Origin of the sequence: Actinomadura sp. WMMA1423 (genome assembly GCF_006547145.1) — a bacterium.
Classification (GTDB): domain Bacteria; phylum Actinomycetota; class Actinomycetes; order Streptosporangiales; family Streptosporangiaceae; genus Spirillospora.
In genome coordinates this window covers 6,584,276-6,608,020 of the sequence record NZ_CP041244.1, presented here as the reverse complement: position 1 = coordinate 6,608,020, position 23,745 = coordinate 6,584,276, and the positions used below count along the sequence as shown (strand labels likewise).

Genomic DNA, 23,745 nt, shown 5'->3' with positions numbered 1-23,745 from the left:
GTCCATCACCTCTCCGATCCGGCTGCGCTACGGCTTGACGATGTAGTTCGCGGTCCCGTTCTCGGGCCCCGTGAAGTACGAGACGGAGTGGTAGCCGACCGCGTAGCAGGCGGGGGGCTGCCAGGACCGGTAGCACCAGCCGGCGCGGCGGGCCATCTGCACGGCCATCGCCGAGTACGTCGCCGAGATCGTGTAGGCCGCCGCGCCCGCCGCGCTGGCCTGCTCGGGCTTCACCAGCCATCGCGCGTCCACGAACGCGGCCGGGGCCGAGCTGCGGAGGGACTTCAGCGCGTTGCCCAGGGCGGCGTGATCGGCGTGGTTGTCGCCCCACCACATCGTGTAGTGCCCCACGGACGGCCAGCCCTCGGCGGCGAAGCGCGTCGCCCACGACTGCATGACGTCCGTCGCCCAGCTGGTGGAGATGCCGTCCGGCAGGTCCGCCGACGTCGCCGCGGGCGCGTCCGCGCGGCCGAGGTGAACCCGTTCCGCCGGCACTCCGAGCTGCGCGCACGCCGCCACGAACTCCCGCGTCCGGGCGAGCCCGAAGTCGTCCTCGCTCAGCGGCGCGTACCCCTCGCGCGGCGGGTAGTGGTAGCCGCCCCAGAACCCGCTGCTCGCCGTGCCGTTGAGCATCGCGCGGGCTCCGGACAGGGCCCCGTTGCACAGCAGCACCACGTGCACCTCACGGCCCGCGAGGGCGTGGTGCGCGATGGCCTGCCCCATGAACAGGGTCTCGTCGTCCTGATGGGGCGAATAGAAAACGATCGGTTTGCCGGTCGGGTTCGCCGGAACAGGGTCGCTCACTGGATACTCCTCAAACTGCCGGGGGGTCACTTACGGAACGCGAGCCACTCCACTTCGATATTCGTCCACGTGCCGGTGGACCCGTTCGTGCTGAACACGAAGATCGTGAAATTGGTCGCGGAGATTTCGGTGATGCGCGCCACCCACATTTCGGTGGCCCCGGCACCTGTCGCGATGTTCACACACATCGACGGCGCCGCCCCGAACGCGGTCGGGAAGTTCACCACCAGCGAATGCTTGGTCTTGCTGCTGAAGCTCACGAGCTGGATGCCGGACTGCCAGGTCGGGCGCCACGCCGTCCCGTCGTAGTACCAGAGCTTCCCGGTGTCGCGGGCGACCGCGTGCTGTCCCGTCTCCGGGCTCGTGATACCGGCGATGATCGCCGCGCTGGATGAGAACGCGGGAATGGTCTGCCGCATCAGATAGCCGTTGACGTCGGCTGCGCCGAGCACCTCACCGACCGCGAAGGTCTTGAATCCCAGACCCATATCCCATCCTCCTTAGTAGGCCAGCCGGTTACTGCCGAGCTGCCCGAGTAGCACGTCATCGAGCACCAGGAACCGCCCGTACCGGGTCGCGGACTGCAACGTCCATTTCGTTGTCCACTCCTCGCCGCCGAACTCGTGCACGATCCCGCGGATGAAGCAGTCCATTTCGATGGGGTCGCCGCCGCCGGGCGGCCGCCGGATGACGGTGATCCGGTCCCCGATCTGCCGGCCGAGGGCCTGCGGCCACAGCTCGGCCGGCTGGACGGCGGGTTCGATGACCAGTTCGGTGAACCGGAGCTCGGGCTCGGCGGAGACGCTGACGAGCCACTGCGCGTACGCCGCGGCGTCGGTGTCGGCCATCAGGACCGGCGCGGACGGCGGGGTGAAGGTCCGCTTGTAGAACAGCGCCTGCGACGCGCCGTCCGAGGCGACCTGCTCGACCGGCTCGTCCGGCGGGTCGCCCTCGTCGGTGGCGCGGGCGGCGCGGGTCACGCGGACCTCGTTGTAGAACGTCGCGTCGTCGGTCGCGACGGCGAGGTCCTTGTAGGGGAGTTCGTTTCCGTCGTCGCCGAAGGTGGCCTGGGAGGTGTTGGAGCGTTCGTCTTGCAGCAGGGCGTTGCGGGCCCGGAACCGGACGCGGCCGCCGCCGTCGACGTACAGCTCGCCGATCTCGGAGTCGGCGACGAGCTGGAGCTCGCCGAGCGCCTCACCCTCCAGGGCGGTCTGCTGGACGGCGGTGTCGCCGTCGTCGATGATGCGGTCCAGCGGGCCCCATCCGGCCGAGTCGAGGATCCGGTTGATGCGGGCGCCGCTGCTCTCGCCTTCACCGGCCGGGGGGACCGCGCCGCGGGAGATACCGGCCAGGACCTTGAAGGCGTCGGTGGCGGTGAGGGTGGTGACCGCCTGCCCGGGGTCCTGGTAGGCGACCAGCCACTGGTCGGCCGTGCCCTGGAACAGCTCGTAGGTGACGTCCGCCCACGTCGCACGGACCCGGACGGCGCGCATCGCGGTGACGCGGCTGGTGCCGTTCAGCGGGTCGACGTGCGGACCGTTCAGGTTGGAGGGGTCGAGGTCGCGGTCGCGGTTGGCGAGCGGTACTGACAGGGTCCCGGGGTCGTAGGTGACGATCGGGGAGTCGACCCGCTGGGACCCGCGGATGACGCTGCCCGTGCCCTCGGTGGCGCGGTCGGCGAGCTCCACCCAGGTCGGGTCCGAGGCGGTGCCGTCGCCGAGGGTGCCGGTGTTCAGCCGGCCGCGGGTCGGGTCGTCCAGCGTCAGCAGCGTCGACGTGGATGCCCCCGAGGCGAACGCGGCCTCGATCGACAGGACAGGGAACACCGCCTGCCCGGAGGAGGCGGTGAACACCTCGACCGGCCGGGCCGTCCCGGTGCCGGTGACGCGGCCGACGACGTGCAGCTGCGTCGTGGTGACCGGCCGGGCGGTGCCGGTCCCGGTGACACGTCCTGCCGTGAGGGTCTTGGCGGCGGTGACGGGCCGCGCGGTCCCGGTGCCGGTCACCCGCCCGGCGCTGGCGTTGATCGACGTCGGCGCGGGCCGCAGGGACACCGTCCAGACCAGGACGTTCGCGCTCGCGAACGCGTTGGTCGACGTCCAGTTCGGCGGCGTCACCGTCGCGCCAGCCGAACGGGTGGTGGCCAGCCCGTCGTCGGCGATCGCTCCGACCGTACCGCCGGTGCCGGTGGCCAGAGTGGTGGAGTCGGCGCGCTCGGTGTACCCGCTGGGGGGCGTCCAGCCGGTGGTGCCGCTGGAGGCGCGCTCGGAGATCGCGGTCACGATCCCGCAGTTGGCGTATCCGAGCGTCACGCCGGGGCAGGCGTGCGAGGACACCGCCGAGGCCTCGTCGCGGACCTGCCAGGTGTCGATCGGGGAGGTGGTGTGCGCGCCGCGGATGACGACCCATTCGGCCGACTGCCGGTTCGCGGCGGACCCGTTGAGGGTGATCGTCCCGGACTCGGCGCCGGTGCAGACCTTGACGTAGAACCCGACCTGCATGGACCCGGAGTCGCCGACCTGGAGGGACACCTGCGTCGCGCCGCCCGGGGAGGTGTCGGGGGTCGAGGTGTTCTGCATCGTCCACCACAGGAGGAACACGTCCCCGGCCGCGACTCCCGCGGGCCAGGACGTGCCGGACAGCGACGAGGCGTTAGCCCCGTCGCTGCCTGCGCCGACGATGCTGAAGGCCATCAGGTCGCCCGGTAGAACCCGCCGGAGGGAAACGCGATGTTCAGCGTCGTGCCATCGGTCGTCACCGAGATGTCGTGTGCGGTGAGGGGGATCAGGTCCGCGTCGGTGCCGCCCGTGGTGTCCGGGTCGTAGCAGATGAGCAGCTTGCCGAGGGTGTTGTTCGATGCGCCGCCGGCCGTCGCCCAGGACAGGTCATCGGCGTCGACGTCGACCCGGTCGTTGGTGTCGTCGACCGTGGCGGTCACGCTGGTGAGGGTCTTGCGGGCGTAGTTGGTGAACGTCGCCTCGTCGGTCGTCCCGGCCAGCAGGACCGACAGGTTGTCGTAGTCCTTCAGGGCACCGTCCGCCTCCAGCCCAGACGACTTCAGCAGGACCGCGATCAGCGCGTCATTCGCTGCCGGCAAGGCTGCGTAGTACGCCATGCGGCCCTTGACGATGTTGAACTCGAAGTCGGCCATCAGGCCCGCCCTCCCGCCGCGGCGAGGCGCCCGCCGCGCTTCTTGTACTCGAACAGGCACTCGTTGATCTCGCGGCCGATCGCGCCCTTGTCGACGGTCGGCGGGACCTTCACGGTCACGTCGATGTGCTGGTGGACCACGACGACCTTCGACCCGGCGCGGTGCACCGTCCCGGCCGAGGCCGGGACCATCACCTCGGCCGACTCCTCACCCACCAGGTAGGGGGTCCCGAACCCGACGCGGCCGCCGCGCTTGCGGCGCCGTCCGGGGTTGCCGAGCATCCCGAGCTGCTCGGCCCTCACCCGCTGCCGGGTCGCCCCGTACATCGCCGCCCTCGCGGCCTGCCCGACCGCGCCGCCGGTGTAGAACCGCGCGCCGTTGGGCCACCGCCAGGCGTAACCGCGGCCGGACGCGACCTCCTGGACGTGGGACCCGGTGAACGGCGCCTGGATGATGTGGCCCGGCTTGTCGCTGGCGATGACGACATGGCCCATGTGCGGGAACCCCAGCGCCCCGGGGCGCCTGGAGGTGGCGTGGGAGTTGGGGAACTGGCTGTAGGTATCGCCGCCGATGGAGACCTTCGCGCCCTTCCACCACGCGTACTCAGTGAGGCCCGAGCAGTCGAAGCCATAGGTGCCGGCGCCCCGGCCGATGCCGTAGGAGGGTCCGCCCTTACCGCCGCCGCCCCAGCTGTAGGGGTAGCCGATCATGGACCGGGCCGCGGCGACGACGCCGTTCGCGCCACCGAACATCTTCGCCAGCGTCTTGGCGATCTGGAGGAACAGCTTCGTCATCCCGGCGGGGATCGGCGCGAGGTCCTGGCGGATCGCCCGGACGTTCGGGGTGGTGGCCGTCAGGCCCATCCCCTGGGACACCCGACCGCCGCCGGAGTAGCCCTTCAGCAGCCCCTTGCGGGCCAGGGCGCGGAGCCGGAGCATCGCGCCGTGCCCACCGACGTCATCGACCTCCTCCGGCGTCCACACGTGCTCGTCCACCCTCAGCAGCGCCGGGACCGAGTCGTAGGCGCGCGACGATTCGGGGCCGATGCTGGGGATCGGGCCGCCCTTGGCCTTGGCCAGGCCGGGGAACCGGCGGGCGGGGTCGTGGGCGTTGACCCACAGCCCCCGCGCGTTGACGGTCATGTTCACGTTCCGCTTGGCGGTGATCTTGCCGATCTCGTCGTTGACGTCCTTGCGGAACTTCTCCATGGCCTTCGCGGCGCCCTTGAGCTTGCCGCCCAGGCCGGGCACCCACCCGAAGGCCTTCGCCGCGCCCTTCACCACGTTGGTCGCGAAGTTCAGAAACATCCGGGTCATCGTGGTCGTGGACCGCACGACCGCGTCCTTGATCTTGTCGATCGCGGGCTTGGCCTTGCCGTAGTACTCCAGCCACGCCTTCCAGCCCTTCTTGATCGACGCCCAGCCGATCTCCAGGACCTTCCACAGCAACCGGAAACTCTTGATCGAGTAGACGATCCACGTCCCCACGATCTTCAGCGCGATCTTGAACTCGACCGACCACATCTTCAGGAAGAACTTGATCACGAACTCGTAGATCCGCCGGAAGACCTTGAGGATCTTCTCCCACGGAACGTCGCTCTTGGCGATCTCGCCGTAGATGCGGCGGAGCTGAGCGAACAGATCCTTCAGCGCCGTCTTGTAGAACTTGGTGATCGCCGGGGCGATCTTCTTGGAGATCCAGTCGCCCATGTCGCGCAGCGCCGGGACGAGCTTGCTGCGCGCCCAGTCCGCGACCTTCCGCAGTTCGACCCCGAACCGCTGCCAGTCGTTGACGGCCTTGCCCGTCTTCGGGAGCTGGAAGCCCTTGCGGATCTGCCCGCCGAACTTCGCCAGCCCGTCCAAGGCCTTCGCGGCGACCTGGGTCACCTGCGTCTCGACGGTCCGCTTGAACCCCGTCAGCCGCGCCTTGAACGTGCCGTGCAGCGCCTTCCCGGCCCGGTCCGTCGCCCCGGTGAACTGGCCCATCTTCTTCGTGGCCTCGGACGGGTCGATCTTCAGCAGCGCCTTGCCCATGTCCTCGCTCTGGGTGCCGAGGATCTGCTGCGCGAGCGCGTACCGCTTGGTGGGGTCGGTGACCTTGCGGAGCCGGTCGGTGATCTGGTCGAGGGCCTGCCGCGCGACCGGGCCGCCCTTGCCGAACGCGGCCGCCATCTTGTCCGCGTTCAGGCCGAGCTTCTCCAGCGCGGGCGCCGCGGACATGTCCTGGACGCGGATGTTCAGTTCCTTCATCGCGTCAGCGACGACATCGGCGTCCCTCGCGCCGCCCTGCAAGCCCTGCTGGATGATGCCCATGGCCTGCGCGCCCGACAGGCCCAAGTCGCGGAACTGAGTGCTGTACTCGTTGAACGTCTCCAACAAGTCTTCGGCCTTGTTGGCGCCCATCTGCGCGCCGCGCGTCAGGATGTCGAAGGCCTCGCGCGAGTTCTTGGCCAGGCCGGTCTTCATCATCTGACCGACCGCGACCGTGACCGGCCCGACCTCCTCGCCCATCACCGCGGCCAGGTCCATCGCGCGCTTGCTGGTGGCCTGCAAATCCGCCGAGCTCGCGGTCCGCATGCCGTCCATGTTCTGGATGACCTTGGTGATGGACTCGCGGACCTCGTCCATGTTCTCGCCGTAGGCCTTGGAGTACAGCCGCCCGGCGACCCCGCCGATCCGCTGCGACTCCTTGGCCGTGACGCCCAGTTGCGCCTGGAGCTTCGCGCCGGCCTCTTGGGCGTCCAGGCCCTTGGCGATGGCCGGGCCGATGAGCGCCGCGGCGCCGGCGACCGCGCCGAGGATCGGGCCGAGCTTCCCGGCGACCGCGCCGAGCTTGCCCATCTTCCCCGAGCCGGCCTCCACGCCATCGTTCATGTCCTCGATGGCTTCGCCGGTCTCGCGGGTCGTGCGCTGCACGCCCCGGTCCCGGGCGATGAAGTCGAACTGGATTCTCCTGGTTTCAGTACTCGCCACGGTTCGCCTCCTCCCTCTCCTCGCGCCTGCGCTGGTCGATGAACTGGACGAGCCCCACGAACTCGGGCGGGGTCAGGTCCCAGACGGTGATCAGGGTGAGGCCGAACCACCGCCAGAGTCCGTCTGCGTAGGCGATGACTTGGGCTTGGACGCCTCCCCGGTCGCGGGGCCAGATGCCGGAGCGTCCGGCGCCGCCGCCTCGTGGGGGTGGGAGGGCGGAGTCGGGTCGGGGTCTTTTCCCTCGCCGTCCTCCGCGGCCTCGCCGGGCTCGTCGTTGTCCTCCAGGTCGCCGTCCGCCACGTCCAGCTTGAAGTCGCTGGGGTCGATGTCGATGTCCTCGAAGGGCACCTTGACGCCTTCACGGCGATGCAGCATGTCGACCATCGCCAGCACCGCATCGATCGCCGCGCTGGTGATGCCGGTGTCCAGCGCGTCGTCCAGGCCGCCGGCGAACTGGTCGACGCCGATCCCGGCGATCTTCTCCATTCGCTGGAACTCGCGGAGGGTGGGCGTCTCGAACTCCCACTTGTGGCTCGCGCCCTCGCATGCGGGAACGAGGCATTTCTGAATCGTGATGATCATGTGCCGCCGCCTAGCTCGTCCATCGTTTCCTTGATCACCTTCGCGACCTCGGCCTGCACGGCAGGGATGTGCGGCCGGATGGTCACGAAGAAGTAGGGGTGGGCCCGCTGCACCTTCCACGGGTCGTGGCCCCACGACGGGGACCGCCACCGCGGCAGCGTCCCCTCCAGGTACTTGGGGAGGTTCTTCTCCCCGTCCGGGAAATGGCGGGTGTCCACCCGCAGGCGGACGCCGGCGTACTTCCCGGTGAGGCTCGCCTTGACCTGGACGCCGCGGGCGGTCGCGTCGCGCAGCCGGCGGGGCCGAGCAGCCCGCGCCGCGACCGACCGGCCCTCGCTCGTCCCGCCCGGCGTCGCCTTCACTGCCCGCTTGATCTCCGGCGCGATCGGCTGCACGCTCCGCCGCATCCGCTTCAGCGCTTCCTTCTTCAGGTCCTTGCGGCCCGCACGCTGAAGGTCCCGGCCGAGGCGGGCCAGGTCACGGGATGAGACGGAGACGTGCATCAGAGATCACCCGCCTTCGAGGTACTCCGCAGCGCGCCGAAGAAGGACCGGATCATCGCCGAACCTCCCGAGCGCCGTGTTGCAGTCGCCGCACAGAAGGCCGCGCACCCGCCCCGTTCGGTGGCAGTGGTCCACGTGCAGCCCCGTCCTGCCGCCCCAGCCTCTCCATTCCTGTCGGCAGAGCGCACAGACGCCGCCTTGGCGCTCCATGAGCGCCCGGTATTCCTGGTAGGTCAGGCCGTACCGTCGCAGCCGCTGATACATCCGCCTGCATTCGAGCGTGCAGTAGTACTGCTTGCCGCCCGGCTTGGGGACAACGGTGAACGTCTGGCCGCACGTGAGACACAGGCGCTCGTACGGCTCTGCGTCCTTCCGCTTCTCCTCCCACATCGCGCGGAGCGACTGAGACAGATTCTGGGAATGCTCCAGCGTCCTTACTGAGGGACGACCAGCGATCATCTTCTCGATGTGCGCGCGCCGATCCTCGGGCGACCTTCGCGCCCACGCCTCGCGATGCTTGCTGGCTCTGTGCTCTCGATCCCCGATCACATGGAGTTCGCCGTACTTGCGTAGCTGATTCCCGTGCGCCTTGCAGAGATCGTGGGCTTCTGCTGGGCGCGAGCACTCGGGACCGGTACACGTCGAACTGGTCTGCGAGGCGGAACGGCGCAATGGCCGCAACTCCTCCCCGCGAAGCTGCATCCGGCGATGCGTCGCACACAAGCCGGTGCCACTGTGCCGCATCTTGTTCTTGCATCCGTCGAACGAACATTGCGCCGTGTTCACCCCCTACATGTTAGTAGTAGTTATCGCTCAGAGAGTGGTATCTGTACTGACGTACCGGAACTGGTAGGCCGGGTCAACGCCGTTGTCGTAGACCTCGAAGTCCACGCTGGCCTTGACCAGGCCGGGGCCGTCCACGCTCGGCCCGGACTCCTTGAACTTGATCGCCGGGGCGATGAAGCTGAGGTGGAACGGCTCGCCGGTGTCGGCCTCCCCGAACTCCAGGGTGAGTTCCAGCGCGAGCGCCTGGTAGGCCTTGTACACGTCGTACAGTTCGGCCTTGGCGAACTCGGCGTCGAGGCTGCCGGTGACGGTGGGGTAGTCGTTCTCCAACTGCTCGGCCTTCAGGCCGGCGTTCCCCACGCCGTACCTGTCCACGGCCATCGGCGACTCGCCCTTGAGCTGGATCTGGTTGACGACCGCGGCGACGGCGGTGCCGCCGGTGATGGTCGTCGCGCCGCCTGCGGTGGCCGGGGTGCCTCCCAGGCGCAGCGTGGCGTGGGAGAAGTTGAACAACTCCGCCCCGCTGGCGTAGCTCGCGGTGGCCAGCGCCGTGCCGGTGTCCTCGTCCCGGCCGTCCATCGTCACGCTGAGCTTGAGGTGGTCGCCGTCCTGGACGGTCATCTCCCACTGGGTGACCTTGCAGCCGGTGTAGGTGAACGGCCGCACCGTGCCGGTGCCTGGCTCGGGCCGCCCCACCTGAACCGTGAGCGACTTGCCGAACATGTCGCCGGGGGTGTGGATCTGCTCGTAGGCGTCCGACGAACCGATCTGCGTCGCCGTCGCCGACGACCCGATCATCGCCTTCAGCAGCAGGCCAAGGCCCTTGTTGGGGACCTTGATGTCGACCTTGCCGTTGACGTCCTTCCGGCTGACCGAGACGCGGGAGGCGCGCTTGAACTTGCGGCCGGCGCGCAGGCCTTCGCCTTCCAGCCACGTCGGCATGAACTTCATGTCTTCGTTGTCGAACTCGACGAACCGCGTCGGCGTGACGCCGGTCCCGAACGTGACCTCCGGCGCGAACCCCAGCTGCGCGTCCAGACCGCTCCGGGTCCCCATCAGTCCTCACCCTTCTTGGTCTTCACGGGGGCGACGTCGGTGACGTCCTCCCACAGGTCCGCCGGCCAGACCGGCGCCGGGTCGTCGTCGCTCCCCGCGCACAGGGCGTCGGGGATGTCGATGACCTCGCCGGAGCGGACGTTGCCGACGTAGCTGCCTCGCACGTTGATCTCGTGGCCGAGGTCGACCTTCTTGCCGGCCTCGTCGCGGCCCGGGTTCGCCGGGCCGATGAACCTCTTGCGCATCGACTCCTCCTCAGGTGATCCGGGACCGGACCGGGATGTTGATCGTGAACACCAGGACCGCCGCCAGGCCCTGGCTGTTGGTGGGGTAGCGCAGCGCCACGTCGCTCACGGCGGCCGCGCCGCCGGTGGTGAAACCGCCCAGACCGGGGTCGGCGCGCAGACCGTCCTCGATCGCCTTCAGCAGCGCCGTAGCCGCCTCCCGCCGGGGCCGTAGCGTCGTCTCCGCGTTCCCCGTGCTGGAGCCGACCGCGCACACGACGTCGATCGACTCGTCGCGCACGAGCGCGCCCAGGCCTTTCCACGCCTGGGTGGAGCGGGCGGCGTCCTCCTCCTCGTCGACCGGGCCGTCCCCGCCGACCACCGCCCACTCCCCGGTGGGGAAGGACACCTGCGGGCCGTCCGCGACGAGCGTCCCGGCCGGCAGCGAGGCCTCGAAGAGGGCAACGAGGCGGTCGATCGCGTCGGGAATCTGCGTGCTCACGCGAACCCCGCCCACTCGCCGATCTCGACGCCAAGCAGCTCCTGCGCCCGGCGCGGCACGCTGTAGGCGTACCGGGGATCGAAGTCGTCGGAGGCCTGCGAGAACGGGCCCGCGGCCGCCGGGCGCTGCGTCTCCCACATGTGCTGAAGGATGATCAGCCCGGCCAGCCGAACCTCCGCCAGCTCGTCCTTCACGGCCGTGGTGTCGGCGACCTTCCCCGCGACGTAGACCACCTGGACGCTCTGCAAGCCCGGCAGGAACGCCGTCCGCGCCGCCCCCGCCACCCGCGACAGCACACCCGACTCCGTCGCCGAGTAGGCGCCGGCCTCGAGGTCGGTCCCGCTGTCGGTGACGGTGGTGACCGACGCGACCGGGATGTTCGACAGCAGCACCTCGCCGGCGCCGCCGTCGAACTGCTCGGTCACGGTCCGGTGGATGACCGCGCCGACGTACCGCTCGACGACGCGCGTGACGCCGCTGATGTACCCGGCCAGCTCCGCGTCGGAGTCGGTGTTGTCCGGGTCGATGTTCAGCTGCGCCTTGGCGTCCTCGAGGGTGAACAGGTCGGTCGCGGCCATCGGCTACGCCCGTTCCTTCGGCGTCTTGTCCTCGGCGGTCTCCTTGCGGGGCCGGCCCGGGCCGCGCTTGGGCCGCGCCTCGGCCGGCAGCACCTCGCGGTACTCGCGGGCCTTGACGCGCGCCTCGGCCGCGCGGACGTCCTGCCCGGCCTCCTCGTGCCCGGCCGCCTCGCGCTCCAGGCCCTCGGCCGCCTCGCGGATCTCGTCCTCCACTCGCGTGATCTCCTTGCGCACCAGGCCGGCGCGCTCGTCCAGGCCGCGCGCCTCGCACGTCGCCAGCTCGTCGCGGTAGCCCTGAAGCTCCGCCGCCAGGTCGTGGTCAGCCATGTCCACCTCCCTGCTATGAGGGCGGCCCCCGCTCGGGGGCCCAGGGGCCGCCCAGCCTGTGATCAGTAACCGGCCGGCGGGATCACGCCGGTACCGGAGACGACGGAGATGGCCTCGGGACGCCGGTTCGCCATGAACGCGACGTAGTTGTAGACCTGGAACCGGACCTGGAGCGTCCCGGACAGGACCTCCTGAAGGACCCGGGTCCGCATCGACCCCTCCCACAGGTACAGGTCGGGGAACCGCGCCACGATCACGCGGGACTCGTTGGTGCCCGTACCGAGGTTGGAGGGCAGGTTCCCGTCCAGCACGGCGGGCAGGCCGATTGACAGCATCCCGACCGGGCCCTCGGTGCCCAGGCCGTTCTGGTCGGCCATCGGGTTGGACGCCACCGCGGGCGGCACGATCAGCGGCCGGTTGGTCGTGTCGAGCTGCGCCGTCCCCCAGTACCAGATGGAGGGCAGCAGCACCGCCGCCGTGGCGGGCATCTTGCGGCCGGTGTAGACCTTGCTCGCGGCCTGCGCCAGCGGCGGGTACAGCTCCGGCAGCGTCGGCGACGCGTCGGTGTAGGTCACCGAGTTGATCGACCCGACGTTCAGGATCCCGGTGACCTGCCCGTTGGAGCCGGTGCCGGCGAGGACCTGGACGTCGACGCGCTGGTTGTAGTCGGCGATCAGGTCCGAGAACACGATCTCGTCGAACCCGATCGGGGACTGGTCCAGCAGCTGGATCGCGACGTCCTGCTGACCGGCGATCGTGCGGACCGGCGCGCTCACCGTCGCGTCCGTCATGTCGGTCGAGGTGACCGATCCGGCGTCGGCGGTCTGCACGCCGGTGGCGGTGCCGGTCGCGACCTTCGGCATGTTGATCGAGTCGGTGCCGCCCGGCAGCGTCATGTTCCGGCACAGGTTCGCGGTCGGCCGCCCGTACCGCGGCAGGTCCACGTAGTCGTCGATCAGCCACAGCGGCGGCACGAAGTAGCCGCCCTGCCCGTCCGTCCTGTTCGGGTTCGTGCGCCTCTCGAACGCGCTCTCCCGCGCCCGCTCCGACAGGTCGCCCAGGCCGCGCAGCTCGCGGCGGGCGGCCTCCTCGCGGCGCTTCTCCCGGGCGGGCATCTCCACCCGCAGCTCGGCGGCGTGCCGCTGGAGCCGATCGGCCGCGCCGGAGTCACTGCGCAGCTGCGCGCGGGCCAGGTCGAGGAAGTAGGAGTGCGGGCCGCCGCGCTGGTAGGTGAGCGGCTCGTTCACCTGCGCGCCGGCGGTGCGGCGCTCGGTGGGGGCGTCGGGCTTCTCGGCGCCGTACTTGGCGCGCAGCTCGTTGGCGGCCTGCTCGCGCTTGGCCTGGTCCTCCAGCTCGGCGATCCGGGCCTGGAGGGGCTTGATCTCCTCGTCGTCCAGCTTGACGATCGCGTCGCGCTTCTCGGTCCAGACCTTCGCCTCGTCGGCGTTCAGGTCGCGCTTCTCGGCGGTCGGCGCCTTCAGGACCTCGTCGAGGTCGGCCTTCAGGTTGGCGCGCTTCTCCAGCAGCTTCTCCAGCTGCTCGCGGAGGAATTTGAGCATCGGTAGCTCCATCAGGGAACGGCAATGAACGCCCGGTCCCCTGATGGGTGGGAACTCCCGTGGTGCTCACACGATCTGAGTCCGGCGGGGTCCCCGGCGCGTCTTAGACGCGGGCTACTGATCGGAAGTGTACTTCGGTCGGGCTTGTTGGCAAATAAGACAGGACGGGCCGCGGTGCGTCGGCCGCTCCTGGCAGTGCACGCAGGGCATTTGCGCCCGCTGCTCGGGCGTCGCGGCGTAGTAGGCCCGGCGCCGGGCCTTCAGCGTCCCGGGCGTCACACCGCGCGGCTTCGGCTGCGCGAGGACGCTCGCGCCCGACCGCTCCGCCAGCGGCAGCGCCCGCTCCGGATTGTGCTGCTGGTTGTACGGCGGCCGGAACCGCCGGATCAGGTCGGCCTCCCGGGCGAGCACCTCGTCCCGCGTCGCGAAGTGCTCCAGCGTGCACCCGACCGCCAGCTCCCACCAGTCCTTCAGGTCCGCGTGCTCGTGCGCCCGCCGGACACCCCGCTCGGTGATCCCGACGTACAGCAGTTGCCCGCTGACGCCGAAGTACTGGTAGACGGTGCAGGGTTTCGTAGACTCGGCCATGTCGACCTCTCATCCAGGTTGGCCACGCCCCGGGGGTGTTCCAGCACCCGCCGGGGCTCTTTGTTCACAGACCCAGCAGTTCACTCTCGGCGGTCACGGCGCCAAGTGGAAGCCCGGCCGCCGGCGCGGCGGCGAACCGGCGGCCGAGCCGCTCATAGAGGGACAGCGCGTCCTCGTCGGACATGCGGTCCCAGTCCTGCGACCTCATCGCCACGTTGGTCGCCGGGTTCGCCCCGAAGTTCACCACCGACACGTCGCCGCGGTGCATGTCCACTTCGTAGATGTCGCGCTGGTCGTAGTCCGGGCTCCACTGCTGCCGGATCACGCGGAACGCGAAGCTCATCTCGTCGACCGCGCCGTCCTCGATCGCCGTGAGCATGTCACGGACGTCCGTGCGGATCGGGTTGACGTCGGCGGACATGTGCAGGCCCTGGCTGTCCTCGGCCAACCGGAGCGTCCCGGCCTTGGTGTAGGCCATCGACACGCCGCCATGGTTGAGTAGCAGCTGCACCTGCGGGTGCTCCGACAGGGTCTTCTTGAACGCACCCTCGCGCATGACCTCGGTGTAGGCGCCGAACGGGTCCCACATCTCGAAGCCGTGCTCGGTCACCGAGGCGTAGCCCTCGACGGTGGTCGGCCCGTCGCCGCTGGCGGCCTTGCGGACCTCCAACTGGATGCCGTAGTGGCGGCGCTCGACGCCCTTCCGCACGGCGCGGTCAGCCTTGTTCATCAGTTCTGCACCTTCACCGGGACGGGCGGCGGCGCCGGACTGGCCTCCGCGGGTAGCTCGTCGCCGCCCTCCAGCGGCGGCAGGTCTTCCTCAGCACGAGCCTCGTTCACGGTGCCCATGCGGTTCCGCAACGCGATCTCGTGCGCCTGATACCGCGTCAGCAGGTCGCTGCGCAGCAGGCCCTTGCGGTTGAACTTCACGTTCCGGCCCGCCGGCAGCAGCATCGTCAAGATCCGCTCCAGCCGCACCAGCCACGGATCCACGCTGTAGGTCAGCAGGTCCAAGCTGCGTTGCTCGATGTTGGCGTAGGTCAGGGACTCGCCCGTCTCGTACCCGAAGATCTGCGCGTACCCGGGCCCGAACAGCCGGCAGCACTCGGCCGAGGTGGCGCCCTGGGTCTCCAGCATCTGCGACTCGTTCGGCGCGACCTGGATCGTCTGGAACTTCCACCCTCCGCCGAGGACGAGCGGCTCGCGCGCGCCGCCGCGCAGCGCCGACAGGAACCGCTCCTTAGCCGTCTTCGCCTGGTCGGGCTTCAGATGCGCGTCCGTGGTCAGCAGCCCGGACGGGTGCGCGCCCTGATGGAACCAGCGGAGCCCGAACTGCGTCGACTCCACCCCCAGCGAGACGACCCCGGCGCCGTACTCGATCGGAGACGCACCCAGCAGCCGACCCGGCACCGGGTACACCCGCCGGTGCCACACGTCCCGGGTCGGGACCTCGCGGCCGTTCATCCGCCACTCCGGCGGGTCCCCGTTCCACGGCTGGTGGACGCTCACGTGGTCGGGGTGCTGCAACTGGATCATCGTCGGGGTGCCGCGCAGCGTGTCGCGCATCCCGTCCGGGACGATGCCGTACAGGTTGCCGCGCAGCATGAACGACAGGACCGCCTGATACAGCCAGTCGGGCAGCCCGTGCCCGTCGCCGCCGAGGTCGGCCAGCCACGCCGGGACCGGCAGGCGCCGCTTGTCGGGCGCGTCGGAGGAGAACACCTCGATCGGCATGCACTCGGCAATCGTCGCGGTGAGATTCACGCACCCCCACACCGCGACCTTCTGCAAGCTCCACTCGATGCCCGTACCGCCCGGCACCGGTCCGCCGGCCTCGGAGTTCGCAGGGATCACGCTGGAGGCGGCGAAGAACGAACCGAGGTTCGCCGCGCGCCGCTCGACGCCGCGGCCGAACAGGACGCTCACGGCGAGGACCCTTCGCCGGGCCGCCGCCGATCGTCGAGCCGGTCGGCCAGCAGCGCCGCGCCGGCCACGATGAACCCGGCCGGGTGCCACGCCTCATACGCCCCGTACGCCACCAGCACCACACCCGCCAAGGCCCGCACCGCCAGAACCCCCGCCAGCACGGCCCGCAGCGCCGTCCCGACCGCGCCAGCCGCGCGGGCGATCACGGGTACCCCAGTCGCGCGGCGGGCCGCCAGGCGACGCCTCAGCGCCCCCGGCCGACCCGCCGCCCCAACCGCTACCACGCGCACTCCACCCGCCTATTGTCAACCATGGTTGGCAGGAACCTCAACATTGGTTGATATCCGGCTACCAGATGTCGTTCAGCGGGTCGTCGTCCTCGGCACCCCGCTCGTTGTGTGCATACGCCGCGTTCGTCACCGCGACCAGCGGACAGATGTCGGCGTCGCCCCGCCGGTCCCACGTCTTGCGATCCCCGAGCGGCCGGTCCGTAGCGCCCTTGACCGCGTCGTTCAGCGGCTCCTGGTCCAGGTGCACCACGTCGCGGGAGTCGGTGATCCCGTCCACCACCTGCCCGTACGCCTGCGCGACCTCACCCGAACCCAGGCTCATCACCTCGATCCCGGCGTCCTCCAGCTGCCGGATCAAGCTCGACGCCGGGCCGCCCTTGTCGACCGCGACCGCCGCCACCTCGTACCGCTCGCACAGGTCCACCACCCGCGGCACAACCCACGTCGACCCCGCCTCGTGCGCGATCACCTCCAGCACCAGCGCCCCGCCCTCGTCGCGGAACGCCGCGCCGATCGCCGCCATCGACCGGTCAGGCGTCATGTCGACACTGAACGCCGGCCGCCGCGCGCCCTCGTCGCCCGGGCGCGGGCCCTCGCCCTGGACGGCCTGGCGGCCCCACTGCTGCTCGGTGATGACCTCCCAACCGCCCTCGTCCTCCTCGTCGGGCGGGTAGTCGGAGATGCCGAGCCGCTCGCGGGCGAACTCGACCGCGCCCATCGTGCGGAGCTCGGCCGCGACGAACCGCTCGGTCAACCGGATCCCGTACGCCGGGTTCGCCTGCGCCCACAACCGCGGGTCGGCCATCGCGCCCTTCACCCGCGGATGGTCGTCCGGCAACGACCACTCCAAGAACGCCAGCCCGTCCCCCGCCGCGGCGCCCTTCTTCAGGTACCGGCCCACCACCTCCGCGGCCAGGCCGAGCCGCTCGGCGATCCCCTCGACCGCCTCACCGGCGGCCGCGTGCCGCGCGCAGATCGCGGCCAGCGCCCGATGCCTCAGCTTGCCGAGCTGCTCGGAGATCTCCCAGCCCTGGCTGCTGGCGTAGACGATCTGGGGGTTCGGGCGCGCGGACATCGTCGGCATGATCGCGCCCATCATCGCCGCATCTAGCTTGAACGCTTCGTCCAGGATCGTCTTGTCGCCGGAGAACCCCCGCGCGGACTTGTCCGAGCGGGCCTTGAACAGCAGCCGCTGCCCGGACCGCAGCAGGATGCCCTCCTTACCGTGGGCCTCCGACACTTTCCGCACCCGCCGCGACAGGTCCGGGCACCCCATGATCAGCTCTTGGATCCGCAGGAACATCTCCCGCGCCGTGTCGAACTGGTGGGCGCTGAACAGGATCAGCGGGTCGTCGAACAGGAACAGGCACGCCAGGACGTAGGCCTCCAGCGCTCCACCTTTTCCGTTTTGCCTCCCGACGATCAGGACGTTCTCCAGGCTGTTCCACTGCCTCGGCGCGGTCGGCGACTCGGCGGTGAAGTCGTTCAAGACGTCGGCCTGCCACTCGTCCAGGTCGAGGCCGGCCAGCCCCGCCAGGTCCCGGACATCCGCGCCCCACGTCCGCTCGTAGGCCGGGACCGTCCGAAGCCGCGGCCGCCGCGCACCCCGCAGGCTCACGCGCCGCGCTCCTCACGCCGCGACCGCAGCTCGTCCAGCCCGTCCTTCGCCGGCGCCGGCGGCCACAGATCAGCCAACCGGCGCAGCGTCTCCCGCAGCTCCTTCGCCACCTGCGCCGCCTGCTGAGGGAGGGTCGCCTTGTCCTGCCGCCGCGCCAGGTCGATCGCCGACGCCCCAAGCGTGCTCGCCTCGGCCTCCTTGCCCATCGACGCCACCTCGGCCCGCGCCGCCTCCTCCACCGGCCCCATCACACGCCCCCTGACCTGCGCTCATCACAGCCCGTCACCGTTTTCTCTCGCGAGGGGAGAGAAAACGTGGACTTGGTGACGGGTCTTCCTATATCCGTGATCAAAAACCGCTGACCTGCGGCAACGCGGTCGCGTGGTCGGGTGGTCATGGGCTCTCCTCTCGGTTGATCGTGGTCACCATGCCCGCATGCCCCTGGGGTCTGCTTGCTCTCCGTGTTCGGCGAGCCAGGTGTCGATCAGGCGGTGCCAGGCCTTGGGCCGGTCCTTGGCCCTGGCGTGCAGTACCTCGGGCGGTGCGGTGAGGGTGATGACCTGGGCTCCTGCCTTGGCGTACTGGCGTTGCCGGCCGGGGCTGGGGCTGGTGTCGATGATCCATACTCGGGCGCCGCCGCGGTGGCAGCCGATGGCTGCGCGGATCGCGGTCTGGCGTGCGGCCTTGGCGACGTAGGCGACGGGGGCGGGGTGGTCGTGGCTGTCCGGGCTGCCGAGCGCGACGGCGAGGGCGTCGTAGTCGACGACGATGTCGCCGGGCTTGGCGTGCGTCTGGACGTGGGTGGTCTTGCCGACGCAGGGCGGGCCGGTCACGACGGTGAGCACGTCACCACTTCCTCGGGCGCCAGGGCTTGCGCTTGCTGCGCTGGGTGGATCCGTCGCCCCAGCTGGAGTTGCACCCGTAGTGGGCGGGGGCGTAGTTGGCGAGGACGGTCTGCCCGCCGTTGTTGCGCTCCTCGATGTGGTGGGCGGAGAAGCTCCAGCGGGATCGGGTGGGTGGTCCGCCGTCCTTCTCTGGCCGGGTGTCGATCGGCTGGTGGCAGAGGTAGCAGGGCTCGCCGGCCGCGGCTCGCTTGCGGACGATGACGGCGATGACCTGATGGCGCTTGCCGAGGCCGGGCTTGGCCATGGTCAGTCCCGCTCGGGGTTGGGGTCGTAGACCATGACGGGTTCGATGTCGGGGCCGAGGACGACGAGGTTCACGCCCGGCATCCGTTCGGCGAACTTGGCCCTGAGCTGATCGACTTCGTAGTCGCTGAGCATGCGCCGGGCGTAGCGGATGACGAGCGTCTGCCCCGGACGGACGACGGTGACCTGGTCGGGCTGCTCGTCATCGACGGCAGGGGTGGCGGACGCGTCCTGTGGACGGTCGGGCATCGGGCTCTCCTCTCGGCGGGCCGCCCCGACGCACCACGCGTGCACGCCGGGGCGGCCGGTCGGCTACTGCTCGGCGGTCAGGGCGGGCCCGCGGAACGCCATCTCGGTAGCCGTCCCCTCGTCGACCTTCGGGCCGAAGATGGAGCGGGCGGCGTCGTCGGCACGGCAGATCTCGTACGTGCTCGTCATGTCGGTGATGCGCATCTCCTCGCCCTCGGCGGCGTCGTCGAAGGGCGCGGCCACGATCGGGACCTCGTCGGCGTCGAAGCGGCGGATGGGCATGGACAGCTTGATGGCCTCGCCGTCCTCGGTGGTGAGGTGGGCGATGGCCGTGAAGCCGGTAGGTGAGGCGCCGAATATGCCGAGGAGCCCGGACTTCTCCATGGCGTGGTGCATGAGCTCCTTGGTGTTCTCGAAGTACTCCTTGCGCCAGGGGCTGTGGGTGGCGAAAACGCGCATCACGAAGTCGTGGTGGACGAGGAGGTCCCGCGCGTCGCCGGCCTCGATGAGGTGCACGGAGGGGTGGTCGTCTTCGCGGCCCTCCTGGTCCTGTTCGGCGAGCTCTTCGAGGAAGAGGCGGTAGAGCTCGACGTCGTCGAGGCCGGTGGGCTCGATGAGGCTGAACAGCCGGACCCAGAATCCGCCGTCGGGCTCGCTGAGGACCACGCGGACGGACCCGAAGCCCCACAGGTTCGCGTGCGTGTCCGGGTTGAAGTGCAGGCCCTGCTGCTCGGCGAAGTCGACGAGCTTGTCGAGCGCGTCCCAACTGTTGCGGTCGGGCTCGGTGGTGCGCAGGGTGGCGACGGCCTCGCGCATGTCCGCGATGTGCTGGGCGTGGACGCTGGTGGTGGTCTGGTCGGTCATGGCTAGGCTCCCCTTCAGGCCGGGGCTGTTAAGGGCAGCCCCGGCCTCGTTGTGGTCGGTCATCGGGTCGCGTCGATGAGGGCGGCGATAACGAGCAGGGCGACGAGCACCAGGGGCACGAGGCGGACCATCGTGACGGCCCACCGCCGTTGGAAGTCGTTCACAGCTCCGCCTCCAGCCGGAACCGCTCGTAGGTCGCGCGGGCGTGCTCGACGACCCGCGCGGTGTGCTTCAGGCACAACTGGACGTCGGCCTCGGGATCGAGGACTTCGCCGGTGCATCGTTCGTCGTTCGCCCGGATGTATCGGCACCGGATGATGCGCTTGGGCGCCTGCTCGCTGATGGGCATGTGGATCTCCTTCTGGTGGGGGTTGCTCAGAACGGCGGGTCGTCGCTGAAGCCCTGGCGGCCCTGCTGCTGGCCGGCGGGCGCGCTCTGGCCGAACCCGCCGCCGGCCGGGGCGCCGCCGGACCGCTGGGCCTTGGTGACCTTCGCGGTCGCGTTGCGGAGGGAGGGGCCGATCTCGTCGACCTCGACCTCGAAGACGGTGCGCTTCTCGCCCTCGCGGGTCTCGTAGGAGCGCTGCTTGAGGCATCCCTGCACGATGACCCGCATGCCACGGGTGAGGGACTCGGCGACGTGCTCGGCGGCCTGCCGCCAGACGTTGCAGGTCAGGAACATCGCCTCCCCGTCCTTCCACCCGTTCGCGGCCTTGTCGAAGAACCGGGGCGTGGAGGCGAGGCGGAAGGACGCGACCGCCTGGCCGCTCGGGGTGAAGCGCAGGTTCGGGTCCTCGACGAGGTTCCCGACAATCGTGATCTGGGTTTCTCCGGCCATTTCAGCTCTCCTTCTTCGGCTGGCAGGTGGGGCAGATGTGGACTCCGGACACGCCTTCCGGCATCCAGTCCGGGTTCCAGACGACGCACTCGTTGCCGCCGCACTTCGGGCACTCGCAGCACGGGCCGCGGTGGAACCAGTCGGGGTGGTCGGCGAAGACTCGGGCGATGATGGCCGCGCTAGCGGCGGAGGTCTCGCCGCTGGCGATGTGGGCCTGCAGCTCCCGCTCGTACCGCTGGTACTCCGGCACGTTGGGGTCGGTGAGCCGCTCGTGCCATGCGACCTGGCCCTCGGTAATGCACAGGACGCTGCAGAACCGCCGCATGTGCGCGGTGGTGACGAGGGTGACGTGGTCGCGGTCGAGGGGCTTGCGGCATTGCAGGTTCGCGCAGGCGAACCAACCGATCTCTTCGTGGATGCTGTTGATCAAAATCCCTTTCCTCCGATCGTTTCGGGTGCGATCTGCCAGGGCCATCCCTCGGGGTCGCCCCAGGTCAGGTGTGTGGGCCAGTTGCGTTCGTCGCGGGCGCCGCGCCAGGGGCGGACCTCGACGTCGCGGTACGGTTCGCCAGGTCGGACCTCTTTGCCGGGGTCGGGCGCGATGCCGAACCCGAACTCCGGCCAGCGCAGTAGCAGCGAGGAGCCGAGCGGGCGGACAGAGCGGTTCTTGCCTGCCTCGCCGTGCCCGGCGTGGGCCTCGGTGACCAGGGCGCAGTCGGCCTTGGTGCGGGCGGCGTCGAGGATGCCGACGACCTTGCGGGCGACGCGCTCGTCGTTCATGTCGCCCATGTGGAGCCGGTAGAACGGGCCCACGATGAGCAGGTCGGGGCGGTGTGCCGTGACGCGCTCCATGAACCACGCGGCGTCGTTCTCGCGGGTGAGGTCGATCCCCTCGGGCCGGTGGATGAGCCGGAGCCCGCCGTCGGGGACGCGGCGCCGGGTCTTGATGGAGGCGGCGGCGAGCGGGCGGAACCGGCGGCGGCCCTGGCGCTCGGAGTTCTCGCAGTCGATCATCAGGACGCGCCGCGGCTCGTAGGTCTCGCCCCAGGCGAACGGGTGGATGCCCGCTGCCGCGCAGACGGCGAGCTGCCGGGTCAGCATGGATTTGCCGAGGCCCTCGAAGCCAGTGAGGATCAAGCGGTCGCCGCGCTCAAGCAGGCCGGGTATGACCCACTCGTACGGAGGGTCGGACTGGCCGATGAACTCCCACAGGTCCACGGCGAGGTCGACCCTGGCGGGCTCGTCGCTGGTCCAGGTCTCGACGAACTCCTCGATCGTCTTGCCGGCGGCGAGGTGGTCGGCGGCGTCCTTCCCTGCGGCTGCCTCGACGATGCGGATGCGGGCTGCGATGCCGTCGAGCATGGCGGCAACCTGCCGGGCGTGCGCCTGGCCGGGCTTGTCCGCGTCGGCAACGATGGTGACCTCGGCGTCCCGGAGAGGTTCGCCGTATTCGGCGCGCCAGCCCTGGCCGGTCCCGCCCGGGTTGCAGGTGGCGACGACGCCGCGGGCCTCCAGGGCGTGGACGTCCTTCTCGCCCTCGCAGATCCACACCGGCTTGCCGTCGCGCAAGGCCCCGATCACCGCGGGCAGCCGGTAGAGGACGCGGCGGGTGTCGCCGAGGCTCCAGCGGTATCCGCGCTTGGCGGTCGGGTCGGGGACGCGGCATGGGAACTGCTTGCCCAGAGTCCGCATGACCTGGAACAGCAGGACGCCGTTCTCGTCCACATAGTCGTAGACGGCGATGGCGGGCCCGTGCGGTGTCCACTCCTCGCGCCGCTGATCGTCGCGTGGCGTGCAGATGTCGGCCTCGGTGAGCCCGATCGCGGCGAGGATGTCCACGGTCTCGCATCCGGCCTGGCACTTCAGTACGACCGGCTGGGTATGGCCGGGCGAGACCGACAGGGACGGGTTGCGGTCGTCGTGGGCGGGGCAGCGGGCCGAGAACGAACCGCCGGACTGGCGAACACCTTCCAGCTTGGGGAGGACGAGTTCGCGGAGGACGTCCATCAGTTGTCCAACCATCCGCCGACGGCGCGCAGGTGCGGGCCGGACTCGTCTTCCCAACGCTCCCCGTTCAGCCAGCCCTCCGGCATCTTGATCTTCTGGCGTGGCGTGCCCTCACGGGCCATCCGGTCGCGGTAACGCTCGGCGCCGGTGATGATCACTTCGGGGTCGGTCTTCTTGACCGCAGTCGCCCACCTGGTCCGCGCGACCTTCTTGCCGTCCTTGCGGGGGTAGGCGTCCCAGAAGCGGCACCACTGCGGGTCGTCATCGCTGCCGGGCGTCGGCCGCTTCGATGTGGAGGTCGAGTGCTCCATGCAGGTCTCCATCGAGGTACTCGATGGAGGTACTTCCTGTACTGCATCTGATGTGTAGTGCATCTGTGTGTCGGAGGCCGTTTTGGATTCCGCGACACCCTCCGCGCGGACTCCGCTCGGATTCCGCGCGGAAGTGGTGTCGGAATCCGCAGCGCCCTCCGAGACGCCCTCCGTCGCCTTGCGCTTCCGCTCGCGGTCCTTGGCTCGGTAGCGGCCGATCTCGTCGGCGCTGCGGTTCCACTTCAGCCAGCTACGCACCTGATAGCCGTCGTCCACGGCCTCCCAGAGTTCGACGTCGACGAGCCGTCGGGCACGCTCCACGGCATCGCTCATCCCAACGCCCACGAACCGCACGAGCTGGGTCCGGCTCAGGTAGCCGTCCTGCTCGGGTCGCGAGGCGCAGAAAGCCAGCCCGCGGATGAACAGCAGCTCGGCCGCCTCGCCGGCCTCGGCGATGGCGTCGTCCATGAAGTAGTTGGCGGCCAGTGGGGCGTAGGTCCCGACGCGGCGGACGCGCTCGATGGCCACCTATCCCTCCTCATGGTTGATGAGCCCGCACGACGGGCAGTAGGAACCGGGGGCAACGCGGTCGCCGCACTCGAAGCAACCCCGAAACGGGGCGAGCTGGCCGTCGAGCGCCGCCACGATGTCGACGTGACCCTGCCGGGTGGCGATAGCACGGGCACGGGCGATGCGGCCGCGCAGGTCGACGAGTGTGGACAGCTCTTCGCCGATGAGCTGGAGGGCGGGGCCGTACTGGGCTTCACGCTCGCGCTCGGCCGCTCGGGCGTTCCGCGTGGCCCGCTTCCCCTCCGTGGTGCCGGACTCCTCCGGCTGGTTGTTGATCACAGGACACCCCAATG

General features: G+C 70.1%; 30 protein-coding genes. All 30 read right to left on the bottom strand.

The genetic code is table 11. The features are described from left to right. Positions 1-27: 27 nt before the first annotated feature. Complete coding sequence (locus FKD65_RS30615; protein WP_141579650.1) at positions 28-804, bottom strand: PIG-L deacetylase family protein; 777 nt, start codon at positions 802-804, stop codon at positions 28-30. Between the two features lie 26 nt (positions 805-830). Beyond that, positions 831-1,292, bottom strand: coding sequence for a hypothetical protein (locus tag FKD65_RS30610; protein WP_141579651.1), 462 nt, complete (start codon positions 1,290-1,292; stop codon positions 831-833). 12 nt (positions 1,293-1,304) lie between these two features. Next, on the bottom strand, positions 1,305-3,497 hold the full coding sequence (locus tag FKD65_RS30605) for a hypothetical protein (RefSeq protein ID WP_141579652.1): 2,193 nt from the start codon (positions 3,495-3,497) through the stop codon (positions 1,305-1,307). Then, positions 3,497-3,955: a hypothetical protein gene (locus FKD65_RS30600; protein WP_141579653.1), complete on the bottom strand. Its 459-nt coding sequence runs from the start codon at positions 3,953-3,955 to the stop codon at positions 3,497-3,499. Before FKD65_RS30600 ends, FKD65_RS30605 begins: the two co-directional genes overlap by 1 nt. Then, the gene (locus tag FKD65_RS30595) at positions 3,955-6,927 is read right to left on the bottom strand and encodes a phage tail tape measure protein (protein ID WP_141579654.1); all 2,973 of its coding nucleotides are present in this window, start codon (positions 6,925-6,927) and stop codon (positions 3,955-3,957) included. The genes FKD65_RS30600 and FKD65_RS30595 overlap by 1 nt, the downstream gene beginning before the upstream one ends. 90 nt (positions 6,928-7,017) lie before the next feature. Beyond that, complete coding sequence (locus FKD65_RS30590) at positions 7,018-7,509, bottom strand: hypothetical protein (RefSeq protein WP_141579655.1); 492 nt, start codon at positions 7,507-7,509, stop codon at positions 7,018-7,020. Beyond that, complete coding sequence (locus tag FKD65_RS30585) at positions 7,506-8,012, bottom strand: hypothetical protein (protein WP_141579656.1); 507 nt, start codon at positions 8,010-8,012, stop codon at positions 7,506-7,508. The genes FKD65_RS30590 and FKD65_RS30585 overlap by 4 nt, the downstream gene beginning before the upstream one ends. A 6-nt stretch (positions 8,013-8,018) precedes the next feature. Next, entirely contained in the window at positions 8,019-8,798 is a 780-nt protein-coding gene (locus FKD65_RS45080; protein WP_240809577.1) for an endonuclease VII domain-containing protein, read from the bottom strand. Positions 8,799-8,825: 27 nt separating this feature from the next. Continuing rightward, positions 8,826-9,854, bottom strand: a complete 1,029-nt coding sequence (locus FKD65_RS30575; protein ID WP_141579657.1) for a phage tail tube protein — start codon at positions 9,852-9,854, stop codon at positions 8,826-8,828. Beyond that, complete coding sequence (locus FKD65_RS30570) at positions 9,854-10,099, bottom strand: hypothetical protein (RefSeq protein WP_141579658.1); 246 nt, start codon at positions 10,097-10,099, stop codon at positions 9,854-9,856. The genes FKD65_RS30575 and FKD65_RS30570 overlap by 1 nt, the downstream gene beginning before the upstream one ends. Positions 10,100-10,109: 10 nt before the next feature. After that, positions 10,110-10,580, bottom strand: coding sequence for a hypothetical protein (locus tag FKD65_RS30565; RefSeq protein ID WP_141579659.1), 471 nt, complete (start codon positions 10,578-10,580; stop codon positions 10,110-10,112). Beyond that, positions 10,577-11,158 carry a head-tail connector protein gene (locus FKD65_RS30560; RefSeq protein ID WP_141579660.1) on the bottom strand — a complete coding sequence of 194 codons (582 nt, stop codon included), beginning with the start codon at positions 11,156-11,158 and terminating at the stop codon, positions 10,577-10,579. The genes FKD65_RS30565 and FKD65_RS30560 overlap by 4 nt, the downstream gene beginning before the upstream one ends. A 3-nt stretch (positions 11,159-11,161) precedes the next feature. Continuing rightward, positions 11,162-11,485 carry a hypothetical protein gene (locus FKD65_RS30555; RefSeq protein ID WP_141579661.1) on the bottom strand — a complete coding sequence of 108 codons (324 nt, stop codon included), beginning with the start codon at positions 11,483-11,485 and terminating at the stop codon, positions 11,162-11,164. Positions 11,486-11,547: 62 nt separating this feature from the next. Then, positions 11,548-13,044, bottom strand: a complete 1,497-nt coding sequence (locus FKD65_RS30550; protein ID WP_141579662.1) for a phage major capsid protein — start codon at positions 13,042-13,044, stop codon at positions 11,548-11,550. A gap of 114 nt (positions 13,045-13,158) precedes the next feature. Then, entirely contained in the window at positions 13,159-13,632 is a 474-nt protein-coding gene (locus tag FKD65_RS30545; RefSeq protein ID WP_141579663.1) for a hypothetical protein, read from the bottom strand. 64 nt (positions 13,633-13,696) lie between these two features. Next, the gene (locus FKD65_RS30540; protein ID WP_205718236.1) at positions 13,697-14,362 is read right to left on the bottom strand and encodes an HK97 family phage prohead protease; all 666 of its coding nucleotides are present in this window, start codon (positions 14,360-14,362) and stop codon (positions 13,697-13,699) included. Next, a complete protein-coding gene (locus FKD65_RS30535; protein WP_141579665.1) occupies positions 14,362-15,558 on the bottom strand; it encodes a phage portal protein in 1,197 nt (398 codons plus the stop codon). Before FKD65_RS30535 ends, FKD65_RS30540 begins: the two co-directional genes overlap by 1 nt. Next, positions 15,555-15,764, bottom strand: a complete 210-nt coding sequence (locus tag FKD65_RS30530; RefSeq protein WP_141579666.1) for a hypothetical protein — start codon at positions 15,762-15,764, stop codon at positions 15,555-15,557. Before FKD65_RS30530 ends, FKD65_RS30535 begins: the two co-directional genes overlap by 4 nt. Positions 15,765-15,906: 142 nt before the next feature. Further along, positions 15,907-17,466 (bottom strand): terminase, encoded by a 1,560-nt coding sequence (locus FKD65_RS30525; RefSeq protein ID WP_141579667.1) that lies wholly within the window; start codon positions 17,464-17,466, stop codon positions 15,907-15,909. Further along, positions 17,463-17,714, bottom strand: coding sequence for a hypothetical protein (locus FKD65_RS30520; protein ID WP_141579668.1), 252 nt, complete (start codon positions 17,712-17,714; stop codon positions 17,463-17,465). Before FKD65_RS30520 ends, FKD65_RS30525 begins: the two co-directional genes overlap by 4 nt. 174 nt (positions 17,715-17,888) lie before the next feature. Next, complete coding sequence (locus tag FKD65_RS30515) at positions 17,889-18,311, bottom strand: AAA family ATPase (protein ID WP_141581288.1); 423 nt, start codon at positions 18,309-18,311, stop codon at positions 17,889-17,891. A 1-nt stretch (position 18,312) separates the two neighbouring features. Beyond that, a complete protein-coding gene (locus FKD65_RS30510) occupies positions 18,313-18,615 on the bottom strand; it encodes an HNH endonuclease (protein WP_141581285.1) in 303 nt (100 codons plus the stop codon). Positions 18,616-18,617: 2 nt separating this feature from the next. Beyond that, positions 18,618-18,863 carry a hypothetical protein gene (locus FKD65_RS30505; RefSeq protein ID WP_141581283.1) on the bottom strand — a complete coding sequence of 82 codons (246 nt, stop codon included), beginning with the start codon at positions 18,861-18,863 and terminating at the stop codon, positions 18,618-18,620. Between the two features lie 63 nt (positions 18,864-18,926). Then, complete coding sequence (locus FKD65_RS30500; protein ID WP_141581281.1) at positions 18,927-19,727, bottom strand: hypothetical protein; 801 nt, start codon at positions 19,725-19,727, stop codon at positions 18,927-18,929. Positions 19,728-19,887: 160 nt separating this feature from the next. Further along, positions 19,888-20,076 carry a hypothetical protein gene (locus tag FKD65_RS30495; RefSeq protein ID WP_141581279.1) on the bottom strand — a complete coding sequence of 63 codons (189 nt, stop codon included), beginning with the start codon at positions 20,074-20,076 and terminating at the stop codon, positions 19,888-19,890. Between the two features lie 26 nt (positions 20,077-20,102). Then, entirely contained in the window at positions 20,103-20,564 is a 462-nt protein-coding gene (locus FKD65_RS30490) for a single-stranded DNA-binding protein (RefSeq protein ID WP_141581277.1), read from the bottom strand. A gap of 1 nt (position 20,565) precedes the next feature. Then, positions 20,566-20,994, bottom strand: coding sequence for a hypothetical protein (locus FKD65_RS30485; RefSeq protein WP_141581275.1), 429 nt, complete (start codon positions 20,992-20,994; stop codon positions 20,566-20,568). Then, a complete protein-coding gene (locus tag FKD65_RS30480; RefSeq protein ID WP_141581273.1) occupies positions 20,991-22,571 on the bottom strand; it encodes an AAA family ATPase in 1,581 nt (526 codons plus the stop codon). The genes FKD65_RS30485 and FKD65_RS30480 overlap by 4 nt, the downstream gene beginning before the upstream one ends. Beyond that, entirely contained in the window at positions 22,571-23,410 is an 840-nt protein-coding gene (locus FKD65_RS30475; RefSeq protein WP_141581270.1) for a hypothetical protein, read from the bottom strand. The genes FKD65_RS30480 and FKD65_RS30475 overlap by 1 nt, the downstream gene beginning before the upstream one ends. Continuing rightward, the gene (locus FKD65_RS30470; protein ID WP_141581267.1) at positions 23,411-23,731 is read right to left on the bottom strand and encodes a hypothetical protein; all 321 of its coding nucleotides are present in this window, start codon (positions 23,729-23,731) and stop codon (positions 23,411-23,413) included. Between the last annotated feature and the right edge of the window lie 14 nt (positions 23,732-23,745).

Excerpts from the sequence above, each read along its gene's own strand:
- FKD65_RS30510 (WP_141581285.1), bottom strand. The coding sequence starts at position 18,615 with ATGGCCAAGCCCGGCCTCGGCAAGCGCCATCAGGTCATCGCCGTCATC.
- FKD65_RS30545 (WP_141579663.1), bottom strand. The coding sequence starts at position 13,632 with ATGGCCGAGTCTACGAAACCCTGCACCGTCTACCAGTACTTCGGCGTC.
- FKD65_RS30520 (WP_141579668.1), bottom strand. The coding sequence starts at position 17,714 with ATGGGGCCGGTGGAGGAGGCGGCGCGGGCCGAGGTGGCGTCGATGGGC.
- FKD65_RS30575 (WP_141579657.1), bottom strand. The coding sequence starts at position 9,854 with ATGGGGACCCGGAGCGGTCTGGACGCGCAGCTGGGGTTCGCGCCGGAG.
- FKD65_RS30500 (WP_141581281.1), bottom strand. The coding sequence starts at position 19,727 with ATGACCGACCAGACCACCACCAGCGTCCACGCCCAGCACATCGCGGAC.
- FKD65_RS30560 (WP_141579660.1), bottom strand. The coding sequence starts at position 11,158 with ATGGCCGCGACCGACCTGTTCACCCTCGAGGACGCCAAGGCGCAGCTG.
- FKD65_RS30600 (WP_141579653.1), bottom strand. The coding sequence starts at position 3,955 with ATGGCCGACTTCGAGTTCAACATCGTCAAGGGCCGCATGGCGTACTAC.
- FKD65_RS30505 (WP_141581283.1), bottom strand. The coding sequence starts at position 18,863 with ATGCCCGACCGTCCACAGGACGCGTCCGCCACCCCTGCCGTCGATGAC.
- FKD65_RS30540 (WP_205718236.1), bottom strand. The coding sequence starts at position 14,362 with ATGAACAAGGCTGACCGCGCCGTGCGGAAGGGCGTCGAGCGCCGCCAC.
- FKD65_RS30610 (WP_141579651.1), bottom strand. The coding sequence starts at position 1,292 with ATGGGTCTGGGATTCAAGACCTTCGCGGTCGGTGAGGTGCTCGGCGCA.
- FKD65_RS30550 (WP_141579662.1), bottom strand. The coding sequence starts at position 13,044 with ATGCTCAAATTCCTCCGCGAGCAGCTGGAGAAGCTGCTGGAGAAGCGC.
- FKD65_RS30605 (WP_141579652.1), bottom strand. The coding sequence starts at position 3,497 with ATGGCCTTCAGCATCGTCGGCGCAGGCAGCGACGGGGCTAACGCCTCG.
- FKD65_RS30480 (WP_141581273.1), bottom strand. The coding sequence starts at position 22,571 with ATGGACGTCCTCCGCGAACTCGTCCTCCCCAAGCTGGAAGGTGTTCGC.
- FKD65_RS30495 (WP_141581279.1), bottom strand. The coding sequence starts at position 20,076 with ATGCCCATCAGCGAGCAGGCGCCCAAGCGCATCATCCGGTGCCGATAC.
- FKD65_RS30555 (WP_141579661.1), bottom strand. The coding sequence starts at position 11,485 with ATGGCTGACCACGACCTGGCGGCGGAGCTTCAGGGCTACCGCGACGAG.
- FKD65_RS30585 (WP_141579656.1), bottom strand. The coding sequence starts at position 8,012 with ATGCACGTCTCCGTCTCATCCCGTGACCTGGCCCGCCTCGGCCGGGAC.
- FKD65_RS30590 (WP_141579655.1), bottom strand. The coding sequence starts at position 7,509 with ATGATCATCACGATTCAGAAATGCCTCGTTCCCGCATGCGAGGGCGCG.
- FKD65_RS30570 (WP_141579658.1), bottom strand. The coding sequence starts at position 10,099 with ATGCGCAAGAGGTTCATCGGCCCGGCGAACCCGGGCCGCGACGAGGCC.
- FKD65_RS30490 (WP_141581277.1), bottom strand. The coding sequence starts at position 20,564 with ATGGCCGGAGAAACCCAGATCACGATTGTCGGGAACCTCGTCGAGGAC.